At 29.5% G+C, this 13,247-nt stretch carries 16 protein-coding genes and 1 pseudogene; all 17 read left to right on the top strand.

Annotated elements, in window-relative coordinates; all coding sequences use genetic code 11:
• Nucleotides 1-86, top strand: a pseudogene (locus SULYE_RS07995) (mannose-6-phosphate isomerase); the annotation flags it as partial.
• Between the two features lie 50 nt (nucleotides 87-136).
• Nucleotides 137-346, top strand: a complete 210-nt coding sequence (locus tag SULYE_RS01520) for a DUF2281 domain-containing protein (protein WP_007545816.1) — start codon at nucleotides 137-139, stop codon at nucleotides 344-346.
• A 242-nt stretch (nucleotides 347-588) separates the two neighbouring features.
• Nucleotides 589-747: a hypothetical protein gene (locus SULYE_RS08160; protein ID WP_198001788.1), complete on the top strand. Its 159-nt coding sequence runs from the start codon at nucleotides 589-591 to the stop codon at nucleotides 745-747.
• 25 nt (nucleotides 748-772) lie between these two features.
• Nucleotides 773-1,927, top strand: coding sequence for a GDP-mannose 4,6-dehydratase (gene gmd, locus SULYE_RS01510; RefSeq protein WP_007545811.1), 1,155 nt, complete (start codon nucleotides 773-775; stop codon nucleotides 1,925-1,927).
• Between the two features lie 214 nt (nucleotides 1,928-2,141).
• Nucleotides 2,142-3,221: a GDP-L-fucose synthase family protein gene (locus SULYE_RS01505; protein WP_007545809.1), complete on the top strand. Its 1,080-nt coding sequence runs from the start codon at nucleotides 2,142-2,144 to the stop codon at nucleotides 3,219-3,221.
• Nucleotides 3,222-3,494: 273 nt separating this feature from the next.
• Complete coding sequence (locus SULYE_RS08780) at nucleotides 3,495-3,842, top strand: acyltransferase family protein (protein ID WP_408054947.1); 348 nt, start codon at nucleotides 3,495-3,497, stop codon at nucleotides 3,840-3,842.
• 243 nt (nucleotides 3,843-4,085) lie between these two features.
• Nucleotides 4,086-4,250, top strand: coding sequence for a hypothetical protein (locus SULYE_RS08155; protein WP_007545807.1), 165 nt, complete (start codon nucleotides 4,086-4,088; stop codon nucleotides 4,248-4,250).
• 332 nt (nucleotides 4,251-4,582) lie between these two features.
• The gene (locus SULYE_RS01495) at nucleotides 4,583-5,581 is read left to right on the top strand and encodes an NAD-dependent 4,6-dehydratase LegB (RefSeq protein WP_007545805.1); all 999 of its coding nucleotides are present in this window, start codon (nucleotides 4,583-4,585) and stop codon (nucleotides 5,579-5,581) included.
• A complete protein-coding gene (locus tag SULYE_RS01490) occupies nucleotides 5,574-6,722 on the top strand; it encodes a LegC family aminotransferase (protein ID WP_007545803.1) in 1,149 nt (382 codons plus the stop codon). Before SULYE_RS01495 ends, SULYE_RS01490 begins: the two co-directional genes overlap by 8 nt.
• A complete protein-coding gene (locus SULYE_RS01485) occupies nucleotides 6,719-7,720 on the top strand; it encodes an ATP-grasp domain-containing protein (RefSeq protein WP_007545801.1) in 1,002 nt (333 codons plus the stop codon). The genes SULYE_RS01490 and SULYE_RS01485 overlap by 4 nt, the downstream gene beginning before the upstream one ends.
• A complete protein-coding gene (locus SULYE_RS01480) occupies nucleotides 7,698-8,330 on the top strand; it encodes an HAD family hydrolase (RefSeq protein WP_007545800.1) in 633 nt (210 codons plus the stop codon). The genes SULYE_RS01485 and SULYE_RS01480 overlap by 23 nt, the downstream gene beginning before the upstream one ends.
• Nucleotides 8,320-9,327 carry an N-acetylneuraminate synthase gene (neuB, locus tag SULYE_RS01475; protein ID WP_007545798.1) on the top strand — a complete coding sequence of 336 codons (1,008 nt, stop codon included), beginning with the start codon at nucleotides 8,320-8,322 and terminating at the stop codon, nucleotides 9,325-9,327. The genes SULYE_RS01480 and neuB overlap by 11 nt, the downstream gene beginning before the upstream one ends.
• Nucleotides 9,328-9,337: 10 nt before the next feature.
• Complete coding sequence (neuC, locus tag SULYE_RS01470; protein WP_007545797.1) at nucleotides 9,338-10,510, top strand: UDP-N-acetylglucosamine 2-epimerase; 1,173 nt, start codon at nucleotides 9,338-9,340, stop codon at nucleotides 10,508-10,510.
• 4 nt (nucleotides 10,511-10,514) lie between these two features.
• Nucleotides 10,515-11,030 (top strand): CBS domain-containing protein, encoded by a 516-nt coding sequence (locus tag SULYE_RS08640; protein WP_007545796.1) that lies wholly within the window; start codon nucleotides 10,515-10,517, stop codon nucleotides 11,028-11,030.
• Nucleotides 11,017-11,577: a sugar phosphate nucleotidyltransferase gene (locus tag SULYE_RS08635; protein ID WP_007545795.1), complete on the top strand. Its 561-nt coding sequence runs from the start codon at nucleotides 11,017-11,019 to the stop codon at nucleotides 11,575-11,577. The genes SULYE_RS08640 and SULYE_RS08635 overlap by 14 nt, the downstream gene beginning before the upstream one ends.
• 2 nt (nucleotides 11,578-11,579) lie before the next feature.
• A complete protein-coding gene (locus tag SULYE_RS01460) occupies nucleotides 11,580-12,278 on the top strand; it encodes an acylneuraminate cytidylyltransferase family protein (protein ID WP_007545794.1) in 699 nt (232 codons plus the stop codon).
• Nucleotides 12,275-13,247, top strand: a 973-nt coding sequence (locus SULYE_RS01455) for an oligosaccharide flippase family protein (protein WP_007545793.1), incomplete at its 3' end; no start/stop codon positions are given. The genes SULYE_RS01460 and SULYE_RS01455, both read left to right, overlap by 4 nt.

The following is a 13,247-nucleotide window of genomic DNA, read 5'->3' as shown; positions in this document are numbered from 1 at the left end:
CGTTAGAGCTAATAGAAGTACAAGTTGGTGAGTATGTGGAAGAGGATGATATTGTAAGATTTAATGATGTGTATGGAAGGTGTTAGGAGAGTTATTTAAGGCTGGTTAATAACCTTAATATTAGAGATAAAAAATCATGCGAGAAGCTAAAAAATTAGAGGATATTATAAAAGAATTACCAGAAGATTTAATAAAAGAAGTTGAAGACTTTGCATTGTTTTTGTTAGAAAAAAGAAAAAGAGAGGAAACAGAAAAGAAAAAACCAACTCTTTCATGGGCAGGCGGGCTATCTGAATTTAAAGATAAATATACTTCTGTTGAATTACAGCATAAAGCCTTAGAATGATGGCAGAAGATGTATTTGATAGACACTAACATTTGGTTAGAACTATTACTTGAACAGGAAAGATCAAAAGAATGTAAAATTTTCTTTGAAAAGATTGACAGTAAACTTCTTTTTATATCTGAGTTTTCGTTATACTCTTCGGAGTAATCTTGTTTAAACTTAAAAAAGAATCTGTGTTTGACGATTTTTTAGAATAATTATTCAAATCTGAAATATCCGTTGCCAGATTGTCATTAAAGGATATGAAGCAATTGGTATTAATAAAGCAAAAGTTTAATCTTGATTTTGATAATGCTTATATTATAATAATAGCGGAAAAGTTTGATTCAATCACTGTAAACTTTTATTTTGACTTTAATAAAATATATCTCTGCAGAAAAGTACTAAATGATTTTATATGACAATATTATGGAGGATGTATTTAGTATGAAAAAAATCGCGCTTATTACTGGCATAACTGGACAAGATGGGTCTTATTTAGCTGAATTTTTATTGTCAAAAGGTTATGAAATTCATGGTATTATCAGAAGAAGTTCAACCTTTAACACACAAAGAATAGACCATATCTATGTTGACCCTCACGACCCAAACGCAAGGTTATTTTTACATTATGGCGACCTTTCTGACCCTGGAGTCCTTACTGAAATAATTTGGAAAATAAAACCAGATGAAATTTACCATCTTGGAGCTCAATCTCACGTTAAAGTGTCATTTGATATGCCTGAATACACAGGAGATATCACAGGACTTGGAACAACAAGACTCCTTGAAGCCATTAGAAGAAGTGGAGTAAAGGCAAAATTCTATCAAGCCTCTTCCTCGGAGATGTTTGGAGCAGCTTCCCCACCACAAAATGAAAATACAATCTTTTATCCAAGAAGTCCTTATGCAGCTGCAAAAGTTTATGCTTACTGGATGACAGTAAATTATAGAGAAGCTTATAACCTTTTTGCTTGTAATGGTATTTTGTTTAACCATGAAAGCCCAAGAAGAGGAGAAACATTCGTTACCAGAAAGATAACAAGAGCTTTAGCTAACATTATAGCCGGTAAGCAAAAAATTCTTTACCTTGGGAACCTTTATGCAAAAAGAGACTGGGGTTATGCTCCTGAATATGTAAAAATGATGTGGTTAATGCTTCAACAAGACAATCCAGATGATTATGTAGTTGGAACGGGAGAAAGTCATACAGTTAAAGAATTTGTAAATTTTGCATTTAGTTATGCAGGGATAGAGCTTGAATGGAGAGGGGAAGGTATAGAAGAAAAAGGTATTGTTAAATCTGTTGTATCAAATCATGCCGATTATGTTAAACCGGGAGATATTGTGGTTGAAATAGACCCAAGGTATTTTAGACCAACAGAGGTTGAATTTTTACAAGCAGATATAACAAAAGCTAAGCAAAAACTAGGCTGGGAGCCGGTAGTAAAATTTGAGCATTTAGTTAAAATAATGGTAGACTATGACCTTCTTCAAAATGGAATAAAGCCAAAAGGAGAAGGGATAAAAATTTCCAAAGAGCTTGGTTATGGTTGGACTAATCATGAATACTCTTTCTATGAAAAATTACGTGAAAGATAGTATTATATTTAAAAATACCTTGGGGTAAGAAATTAAGGATTTTAACAAAATTTAGATAAGGAGATCCTTCAGACTAAAGTCCTCAGGATGACAAAGAACTACCGAAAAGTGTCATTCTGAGCGAAGCGAAGAATCTCCTACTTTTATTGAATTTCTTACCCGACGTAATAGCTGAAAAATAGTTTTATATTTAAAAAATATGAGGATGCTTTACATGGAAAAAGAAGCGAGGATATTTGTAGCTGGACATAAGGGATTAGTTGGCTCTGCTATTGTTAGAAAATTAAAAGAAAAAGGCTATACAAATATAATAACTAAGGATAAATCAGAGGTTGATTTAAGAAGACAGGGAGAGGTTGAAAGATTTTTTGAAAAAGAGAAACCAGACTATGTATTTCTTGCTGCCGCAAAAGTTGGTGGAATATTCGCAAACAACACCTACCCAGCTGAATTTATTTATGATAATTTAGCAATAGCTCTAAATGTTATCCAATCAGCATATAAATACAGAGTAAAAAAGCTTTTAAATTTAGGCTCTTCATGTATTTATCCAAAATATGCTCCACAGCCTATGAAAGAAGAGTATTTGCTAACAGGAAGTTTAGAACCAACCAACGAAGCTTATGCCATTGCCAAAATCTCTGCTATAAAACTTGTTAGATATTACAATCAGCAGTATGGGACTAACTTTATTTCTATTATGCCTACAAATTTGTATGGTCCAAATGACAATTTTAACCTTGAAACATCTCATGTGCTACCAGCTTTAATAAGGAAATTTCATTTAGCTAAGTTATTAGAACAAGGAGACATTGAAGGAATAAAAAAAGATTTTAGAAAATATCCAATAGGTTTTGGTTTAGATAAAGAGGTTGATTTTAATGATAATGATAGTATTCTAAAAGTTTTATCCAAACTTGGTATAGTATCTATTACCTCTAAGGTTTCGCTAACCATTTGGGGGTCTGGTGAAGTTTATCGTGAATTTTTATATGTTGATGACCTTGCTGATGCTTGTGTGTACTTGATGGAAAATATAGATGCTCCAGATATGGCTAAGTTGTGTAAAGACTACTTTGTAAACGTTGGAACTGGAAAGGATATTAAGATTAAAGACCTTGCTATCTTGATTAAGGATATTGTAGGATTTAAAGGTGAGATAATGCATGATTTGACTAAGCCAGATGGAACTCCAAGAAAGCTTTTAGATGTTAGTAAAATAAATCAGCTTGGTTGGAAAGCAAAAACAAGTTTAGAGGAAGGTATTTTAAAGACTTATGAGGAATATCAGTAATATTTTTATAAAAATTAGGAGAAAAAAATTATAATAATAATTATAATAATATATACCTTGGGTGAGAAATTAGTGGTTTTTATAGAATTTAAAAAAGAGATCCTTCGGCTTACAGCCTCAGGATGACTGAGAAAGGCTGAATGGTAAGCATCAGAGAAAGGATAACCCTTTTTGTCATTCTGAGCGAAGCGAAGAATCTCATACTTTTATTGAATTTCTCTCTCGACGTTTATAATAATAATTATTATAATATATGAATAATATAGGGAATATATAAATAATATAGGGACAGACCGAATAGAATCATTAGATTACCTTAGAGGCATAATGGCTCTATCTGTTATGATTTATCATTTAACGTCTTGGAATTTATATCATCCAGGTGCCTCTACACTACTTGGACGGTTAGGGATTTATGCTGTTTCGATCTTTTTTATTCTATCTGGATTAAGTATAGCTGTTGCCTACTCTCATTTTATAAACGATTTAAAATCATCGATAGCTTTTTATATAAGAAGAATATTTAGAATATGGCCGTTGTTGTGGCTTTGTATATTTGCTGTAATTTTACTTTATATTCTGGAAAGAAAAGAAGTTCCTTCTCTTAAAATTTATTGTTAAACCTTACAACTTTATTCGGTTTTATGGTACCAATGGAATATATAAACACTGGAGCATGGTCAATAGGGAATGAAATGGTTTATTATTTTTTAACACCTTTTTTTATTTATTTTTATAGAAAATTCTTAATTGTAGGAAATATGTTAGTTTTACTATCATTTTTTATTACTGGTTATTTCGCTTTTTTTTTATTTAGATCTATCAAAAAGTTTAGCAAGTCAATGAGTGGAGTACATAAATCCGATGAATAATCTATTTCTTTACATGTCAGGTATTGCAATATTTTTTAATTTAAAAGATAAAAAATTTAATCCATTTATCGTTATTTTATTCTTTTTACTTTCTCTTTCAATATTTGTAAAACATCCGGTTCATGGAGATCAAATAAAACATTGTCACAGGCTATAATAGATTAGTATTTATTTTAGCTTCTATATTACTTGTTATTGCTTTTTACAAGTTTGAATATTTTAATTTTATTCCTAAATTTATAAGAGTTTCTTTTTATCAGTTAGGTATAGCTACTTACGGAGTCTATCTCTTACATCCTATAATACACGATTATGCTGTTTATTTCTTGAAAGACCTAAGAATAAATCAACCTCTACTTTTATTGTTTTAGTATCTATTCTTACTGTAGTAGTTTCCTTAATTTCTTGGAATTATTTTGAGAAAAAACTTATTATTTATGGTAAAAATATAAGCAAGAGATTATTAACTAATGGAGGTTTTAATTTTAAATGGAATTGAAAAACAAGAGAGTTTTAGTTACAGGATCTGGTGGGTTTATTGGAAGTCATCTTGTAGAAAGACTTTTAGAAGAGGGATGTGAAGTAGTAGCTTTTGTCAAATATAATTCTCTAAATAAGTGGGGGTGGCTCGATAGCTTTGATAAAAAAGTTCTTGATAAAATAGAAATTTTTACTGGCGATATTAGGAATTCAGATTCTGTAAGAAAAGCTGTTAAAAGTGTAGACGTAGTTTTTCACTTAGCGGCCTTAATTAGCATTCCTTACAGCTATATCTCACCAGAAAGTTATGTTGAAACAAACATAAATGGAACTTTAAATATATTACAAGCTTGTATGGATTATTCGATAGAAAAAGTTTTAATTACATCAACTTCTGAAGTATACGGAACTGCCAAATTTGTTCCGATTACAGAAGACCATCCAAAACAGGGACAATCGCCTTACTCTGCTACAAAAATTGCTGCTGATTATTTAGCTGAGAGTTTTTACAGAAGTTTTGATTTACCAGTAGTTATAGTTAGACCTTTTAATACCTATGGACCAAGGCAATCTGCAAGAGCTGTTATTCCAACAATTATTACTCAATTGCTTTCTGGTTATGAGGAAATTAAGCTTGGTTCATTACATCCAACCAGAGATTTAGTATATGTAAAAGATACTGTAGAAGGCTTTGTTAGACTTGCTGAGTGCGATAGTGCAATAGGTAAAGAGGTAAATATTGCTACTCAATCTGAAATATCCATTCAAGACCTTGCAAAAAAATTAATTAACAAAATCAATCCAAATGCTAAAATTGTAAGTGAAGATGTAAGAATTCGTCCGCAGAATAGTGAAGTTGAAAGACTCCTTGGTTCAAATGAGAAATTAAAGGAACTAACTGGATGGATTCCTGAAACTGATATAGACAGAGGTCTTGAATTAACCATAGAGTGGTTCAAAAATGAAGAAAATTTAAGAATATATAAACCGTGGGTTTACAATGTATAAAGATAAATATAGAAAAATTATAGATTTTATTAAAGGGCTTTACAAAAAAGATATAGTTCCATTACATGAGCCAATTTTTGTTGGAAATGAAGAAAAATATGTATTAGATACGATCAAATCTTCATATGTGTCAAGTATTGGGGAATATGTAAACAAAGTAGAAAAATTTATGGCGGATTTTACTGGCTCAAAGTACGCAATAGCAACAGTAAATGGTACATCTGCATTACATATAGCACTTCTGCTTTCTGGAGTGAAACCAAACACGGAAGTAATTACTCAGCCGCTGACGTTTGTTGCAACATGTAATGCAATCTCATACTGTGGAGCCTATCCAACATTTGTAGATGTTGATAATGATACACTTGGAATGAGTCCTAAAAGTTTAGAAAGTTTTTTAGCTGAAAGTTGTCTCGTTAAGGATGATGGAGTTTATAATAAATTAACAAACAGAAAAATAACAGCTATAGTTCCAATGCATACCTTTGGTCATCCTTGTAAAATTGATAAAATTATAGAGATAGCAAATAGATATAACATTCCAGTCGTGGAAGATGCAGCAGAGTCTCTTGGAAGCTTTTACAAGGGCAAACATACAGGAACGTTTGGAAAACTTGGAATAATAAGTTTCAACGGAAATAAAATTGTAACCTCAGGTGGTGGTGGGGTTATTTTGACATCTGATGAAGAATTGGCAAAAAAAGCTAAGCACTTAACGACTACGGCAAAGGTACAACATAAGTGGGAGTATTATCATGATGAAATTGGTTATAATTATAGGATGCCTAATTTAAATGCATCTTTACTTTTAGCACAACTTGAAAATTTAGAAAAATTTGTTAAAATAAAAAGAGATTTAGCTATGAAGTATAAAGAGTTTTTAGATTGGTTGGGTGTGGAATTCTTTACTGAGCCAGAATATGCAACATCAAATTATTGGTTAAATGCTATCTTTTTAAGAGATAGAGAAGAAAGAGATGAATTTTTAGAATTTTCTCATGAAAATGGTGTATTGTGTAGACCAGCCTGGGTATTAATGAATAAACTACCTATTTATAAAGATTGTTTTAGCTATAATTTAGAGAATGTATATAAAATTGAAGAAAGATTGGTTAATATTCCAAGTGGGGTTGTGTTATGAAAAGTTTAATATTTACTTCCTGTGGGAGAAGGGTTGAATTGATACAGATAATAAAAGATGCTATTAGAGAATTTCAAATTGTTGGTTATGAATATAATCATATTGCACCTTGTCTAAAAATTGTAGATAAAAAGTATATAGCACCAAAGGTGATAGATGAAAGTTACTTAAATATTTTATTAGAAATAGGATTAAAGGAAAATGCTTGCTTGATTGTGCCACTAATCGATCATGAATTAATTAAATATTCTTTGGCAAAAGAAAAATTTAAAACTTATGGGATTGAAATAATGATTTCACCTTTTAGTTCAGTGGATATAGCAATGGATAAGCTCAAAACATTTGATTTTTTCAGTAGCAAAATTAATGTGCCCATAACTTATTTAGTGGAGGACTATCTTAGCAGTACAAAAAACGTTATAAATTCTAATAGCTTGCTGTTGAAGCCAAGATTTGGATCATCATCAATAGGCATTTTTAAATTGAAAAACGAAAAAAACAAAGTTAAGTCTTTGGTAGAAGCTTTTGAAATTGATACTAAAAACTATATTGTTCAAGAATATATAGATTTTGATTTCGAAGTAACTGTTGATGCATTTTTATATGATGGGAATCTTATAGAATTAAGCCAAAGGAAAAGATTAAAAGTGCGAGCTGGAGAAGTAGAACAAGCTATCATTATCAATGATGATGAAATTACAGATTTGATAAAAAAAATCACAGATATGATAGAGTTTGATTGGGTTATCAATATACAAATTATGAGAAAGGGGAACAAATTATATCTTACAGAAATTAATCCAAGATTTGGCGGGGGATACCCATTATCATATTATGCTGGGGCAAATTTTATTGAACATATAAAAAAAAGAATTAATAAAGAAAAAGTACTGCCAATTAAAAACTATAATAGGACTGTTATTAATACAGTAATGTCAAGATACGATAATGCTTTTTATTGGATAGAGGATAATCATGATAAAAGTTATAGGAACTGATTTAGATAATACCCTCTATGAGCAAATAGAATTTGAAAAAGGTGCGTTTATGGTAGTTGCTGAGAAAATAGAAAATGATTTTGGTATTGATAAAAATATGCTATTAAAGTTATTAATAGATAAATTTAAAAAAAATGATAGAGATAGGATTTTTGATATTTGTCTTCAATTATTAAAGATAGAAAGGTCAGAATGGGAATTCTATGTTAAAACTACGATCTTACCGCTGTATAGGAATTATAAACCACCAATCCTTCAACTATCTAATATAGGAAAAGAAATCATAGATTTTGTTTTAAAAAGTAAGCTTAAATTTTGTCTAATAACCAATGGAAGAGTGGAAAGCCAAACATCAAAATTAAAAGCACTTAATATAGATAATTTATTTGATCTAATCCTTATATCTGATGATTACGGAAATAAAAGAAAACCAGATTTATTAATGTTTATCAAGGCATTAGAATACTTTAAAATAGAGGGAAACGAAATGGTTTACATTGGCGATGATGTTTACACTGATTCAGTTTGTGAGAAATTGGGAATAAAATTTATAAATGTAAAAGATATATCTAATATTTCTATTTTAAATGAGGTAATCTATGGAAAATAAAACCTTTATAATATCTGAAGCAGGTGTTAATCATAATGGAAGCATTGAAATTGCAAAAAAAATGATTGAAGTAGCGAAAGAGTGTGGAGCTGATGCCATTAAATTTCAAACATTCAAGGCTGAAAAAGTTATTTCTAAATATGCTCCAAAAGCAGAATATCAAAAACAAACCACTGGGGAAATTGACTCTCAACTGGAGATGGTAAAAAAGCTAGAGTTATCTTTTGACGATTTTATAGTTTTAAAAGAATATTGTGATAAATTAAATATTATGTTTTTATCAACTCCTTTTGATTTTGAAAGTATAGACTTTCTAGACGATCTGGGGCTTGAAATCTTTAAAATCCCAAGTGGTGAGATTACAAACCTACCTTATTTAGAAAAGATAGGAAAGCTTGGAAAAAAGGTTATTTTATCCACTGGTATGGCTGATTTAGGAGAAATAGAAGATGCTTTGGATATTTTAACTTCTTGTGGAACAAAAAAAGAAGATATAACTATACTACACTGCAACACAGAATATCCTACTCCATATGAGGATGTTAATCTTTTAGCTATGCTTACTATAAAAGAAGCACTTAAGGTGAAAGTTGGATATTCAGACCATACACTTGGAATTGAGGTACCTATAGCGGCAGTCGCATTAGGTGCAAGCGTTATAGAAAAACATTTTACTCTTGATAAAAATATGGAAGGACCAGATCATAAAGCAAGCTTAGAACCTCATGAACTTAAAGCAATGATAGATGCAATTAGAAATATTGAAAAATCGTTGGGTAATGGAATAAAAAAACCATCCAAATCAGAACTAAAGAATAAGGATATTGCAAGAAAAAGTATTGTTGCAAAAAGAGAAATTAAAAAAGGTGAGATTTTTACTGAAGATAATATCACTGTTAAAAGACCGGGAAATGGAATATCTCCCATGAGATGGTATGAAGTTTTAGGTAAAGTTGCATTAAAAGACTATAAAGAAGATGAATTAATAGAGCTTTAAGGATTAATTAATGGGAAAAAGAAAAGTATGTATTTTTACTGGAACAAGAGCGGAATATGGATTATTAAAACCATTAATGGACGAGATAAAGTCAGATCCAGATTTAGAACTGCAAATTGTTGCCTCATGTATGCATCTAAGCCCAGAGTTTGGTTTAACATACCAACAGATAGAAAAGGATGGTTTTAATATAGATGAGAAAGTTGAAATGCTACTGAGCTCAGATACTCCATCAGGAATAGTAAAATCGATGGGATTAGGAATGATAGGATATACAGATGCTTTGAATAGACTAAAACCAGATATTACAGTTGTTCTTGGAGATAGATTTGAAGCACTTGCTTTTGCAATAGCAAGTTTTGTAAATAGAATACCAATAGCACATTTATATGGTGGAGAAATAACAGAAGGTGCAATAGATGATGCATTTAGACATTCTATAACAAAATTATCTTATTTACATTTCACATCTACAGAAGAATATAGAAAGCGTGTTATACAGTTAGGTGAAGAACCTGAGAGAGTGTTTAATGTGGGTGCATTAGGTATTGATAATATAAAAAAAATGAAACTATTAAATAAGGATGAGATAGAAAGTAAGCTTGATATTAAATTTAAATCTAAGAACTTATTAATAACTTATCATCCTGTAACATTAAAAAAAGATGAATCCGAGAAAGAATTTAAAGCACTATTAAATGTTTTAAGAGAAATGGAAGATACTTTATTTATATTTACAAAACCAAATGCTGATACAGAAGGAAGGAAAATCATTAAATTAATAGAAGAGTTTGTTAAAGAAAATAACCATAAAGCAATATTATTTACTTCATTAGGACAATTAAATTATTTATCAATTATGCAATATGTAGATGCGGTTGTCGGAAATTCTTCAAGCGGAATAATAGAAGCTCCATCCTTAAAAGTTCCAACAATAAATATAGGGGATAGACAGAAAGGCAGGATAAGAGCTAAAAGCATAATTGATTGTAAAGGAACTGAGGAAGATATAAAAAGAGCTTTGGATATAATATTTGATAAAAAATTTAGAGAAACTATAAAAAACATTAGTAATCCATATGGGGATGGAAATAGTGCAAGAAAGATAAAAAATATCTTAAAGCATAGCAAAATAAGCATAATTAAAAAGTTTTATGAAATAAATTTTGAAATTGAGGATTAGTTTCGTGAAAAACCTTTTCATTTCTCCAAATTCAACAATAAAAGAAGCACTGAAAAAATTTAACGAAATTGGAGAAAAAGTTTTAATAGTTGTAGATAAAAATAATCATCTCTTAGGAACAATTACTGATGGAGATATTAGAAGATATATATTAAACACAGGAACAATAGAAGGAAATATTGAAAATATATACAATAAAAATCCAAAGTTTATATATTCTGATGATTCAAAAGAAAAGGCAAAACAAATAATGTTAGAAAATAAAGTAGAAATTTTACCTGTTATAGATAATCAAAAGAGAGTAGTCGATTATATTGTTTGGATAGATTTATTTGAAGATAAATTTGAATACTATGAACCCAAGGGAAAAATTGACATTTCTGTGGTAATAATGGCTGGTGGCAAAGGAACAAGATTAGATTCTTTTACAAAGGTATTACCAAAACCATTGTTGCCAGTTAAAGATAAAACAATAGTTGAGCATATTATAGATAGCTTTAAAAAATTTGGGGTACTATAAATTTATTCTGATACTTAATTACAAAGGTAAGCTCATAGAATCTTACTTTAATGCTATTGATAAAGATTATTCGATTGAATTTTTATGGGAAGATAATTTTTATGGAACCGCTGGAGCATTATCTCTTCTCAAAGATATTGATAGTGAAAATTTTTTTGTATCAAATTGTGATATCTTACTTAAAATTAACTATTTAGATGTTTTAAAAACTCATATGGGAACAAAAGCGGATTTTACAACTATTACATCTATCAAACATTACAAAGTTCCTTATGGAGTTGTAGAGACAGGAGAAAATAATTTTGTAAGGAAAATAAATGAAAAACCAGAGATGACTTTTCAGATTAATACGGGAGTTTACTTAATCAATAAGAGTATTCTTGCTTATATTCCTGAAAAAAAATATTTAGATATGCCAAATTTGATTCATATGCTTATAGAAAATAATCATAAAGTTTTGGCATATCCTATCAATGAAAGCGATTATCTTGATACTGGGCAATGGGATGAATATAAAAAAACATTAAAAATACTTGAAGGCGTGTAATTATGTATAACGGGAAAACGTTTTTAGCCATAATCCCTGCGAGAGGAGGAAGTAAGAGGTTACCAAATAAAAATATTTTACTATTATCAGGCAAACCAATGTTATTGTGGACAGTTGAAAGTGCTATGCAAAGTAAATATCTCGACGAAATTATATTATCTACAGATAGTGATGATATTATTAAAGTTGTAGAGAACTATAAAATAAAGACTATAAAAAGACCTATAGAATTAGCCTCCGACACTGCTAAAACAGTAGATGTTGTAAAACATATTATAGAAAATATTGATAAAAAATATGATTTTATAGTTTTATTACAACCAACTTCTCCGCTAAGAACGTCTAACCATATAGATGAAGCTATCGAACAGCTTATAAAATTAAATGCAGATGCTATAATTTCTGTAACAGAAGTTGATCATTCTCCTCTATGGTGCAATATATTACCAGAAAGTTTAAGTATGGAAAATTTTATATCAGAAGATATAAAGCATAAAAGAAGTCAAGATTTACCTAAATTTTATAGATTAAATGGAGCTATATATATTTGTAAAACCAAAAAGCTTATAGAAGAGAATACATTCTTTTTAAAGAAAAATATATATGCTTATATAATGGATAAAAAAAGTTCTATAGATATAGATGAAGAATTAGACTTTAAACTTGCTGAAATAATACTAAAAGAAAAATTTTTAAAATGATCCAATTAATTTATAAAATCTTAAACTCATCTCTTTTTAAAGCATCTGGAATATACACACTTTCTTCTATAATTAACGCTGCTATTCCATTTTTATTGCTTCCTTTGCTGACAAGATATTTATCCCCAGAAGAATATGGAATTGTGAGCATGTATGCATTACTTTTATCTATAACATCTGTTTTTACGGGATTAAGTGTTTATGGTGCGATCAATAGAGCATATTTTGATGAAAAAATAAATGACCATAAAGAGTATATATGGAATAGCTTAATTATTCTTTTCATAAGCTCTTCTTTTACATTTTTATTATATAATCTATTAGCTAATTATATCTCAAATCTCACAGGAATTCCTACTTCTTGGATATGGACTGTTGTTCTTGTTAGCTTTTTTCAATTTGTTATAAATTGTTTATTAGTAATATATCAAGCCAAATTACTTGCTTTTAAATACGCAAAGATACAAATTGGTCAGTCTTTGTTTAATGCTTTACTAACAATTTTATTTGTAATAATCTTACTTTTGGGTTGGAAAGGTAGACTATTGGCACAAATTTTATCAGTCTTATTTTTTGGAATTATGGCTTTTTTTATTTTATATAAGCATTATACAGTAAAAAAAATAAATTTTTATTATATAAAACATGCTTTAAAATTTGGTGTTCCAATTATTCCTCACACGATTGGTGGTATGCTTATGACTTTAACAGATAGATTTATAATAAATAACTTGCTTGGATTAGAAAAAGTTGGAATTTATATGGTTGGATTGCAGTTAGGAATGGCACTAGCACTAATAGCAGATTCTTTTAATAAGGCCTATGTTCCGTGGTTATTTGAGAAATTAAATCAAAACAATGAAGATATTAAAAGGAAGATCGTTATGTTTACATATATTTATTTTTTATTTATGCTATTCCTATCATTTTTATTGTTTTTTATGTTAAAAATCTTGTTTCCATATTTAT

The sequence above is a fragment of the Sulfurihydrogenibium yellowstonense SS-5 genome, from assembly GCF_000173615.1.
Taxonomy (GTDB): Bacteria; Aquificota; Aquificia; order Aquificales; family Hydrogenothermaceae; genus Sulfurihydrogenibium; species Sulfurihydrogenibium yellowstonense.
Note: the sequence above shows the minus strand (reverse complement) of the source record. Positions and strands in the feature narration are given on the sequence as shown.

What these genes read in the sequence shown, in the direction of transcription:
- SULYE_RS01520 (WP_007545816.1), top strand. Translation starts at nt 137, where the DNA reads ATGCGAGAAGCTAAAAAATTAGAGGATATTATAAAAGAATTACCAGAA.
- SULYE_RS08160 (WP_198001788.1), top strand. Translation starts at nt 589, where the DNA reads ATGAAGCAATTGGTATTAATAAAGCAAAAGTTTAATCTTGATTTTGAT.
- gmd (WP_007545811.1), top strand. Translation starts at nt 773, where the DNA reads ATGAAAAAAATCGCGCTTATTACTGGCATAACTGGACAAGATGGGTCT.
- SULYE_RS01505 (WP_007545809.1), top strand. Translation starts at nt 2,142, where the DNA reads ATGGAAAAAGAAGCGAGGATATTTGTAGCTGGACATAAGGGATTAGTT.
- SULYE_RS08155 (WP_007545807.1), top strand. Translation starts at nt 4,086, where the DNA reads ATGAATAATCTATTTCTTTACATGTCAGGTATTGCAATATTTTTTAAT.
- SULYE_RS01495 (WP_007545805.1), top strand. Translation starts at nt 4,583, where the DNA reads ATGGAATTGAAAAACAAGAGAGTTTTAGTTACAGGATCTGGTGGGTTT.
- SULYE_RS01490 (WP_007545803.1), top strand. Translation starts at nt 5,574, where the DNA reads ATGTATAAAGATAAATATAGAAAAATTATAGATTTTATTAAAGGGCTT.
- SULYE_RS01485 (WP_007545801.1), top strand. Translation starts at nt 6,719, where the DNA reads ATGAAAAGTTTAATATTTACTTCCTGTGGGAGAAGGGTTGAATTGATA.
- SULYE_RS01480 (WP_007545800.1), top strand. Translation starts at nt 7,698, where the DNA reads ATGATAAAAGTTATAGGAACTGATTTAGATAATACCCTCTATGAGCAA.
- neuB (WP_007545798.1), top strand. Translation starts at nt 8,320, where the DNA reads ATGGAAAATAAAACCTTTATAATATCTGAAGCAGGTGTTAATCATAAT.
- neuC (WP_007545797.1), top strand. Translation starts at nt 9,338, where the DNA reads ATGGGAAAAAGAAAAGTATGTATTTTTACTGGAACAAGAGCGGAATAT.
- SULYE_RS01460 (WP_007545794.1), top strand. Translation starts at nt 11,580, where the DNA reads ATGTATAACGGGAAAACGTTTTTAGCCATAATCCCTGCGAGAGGAGGA.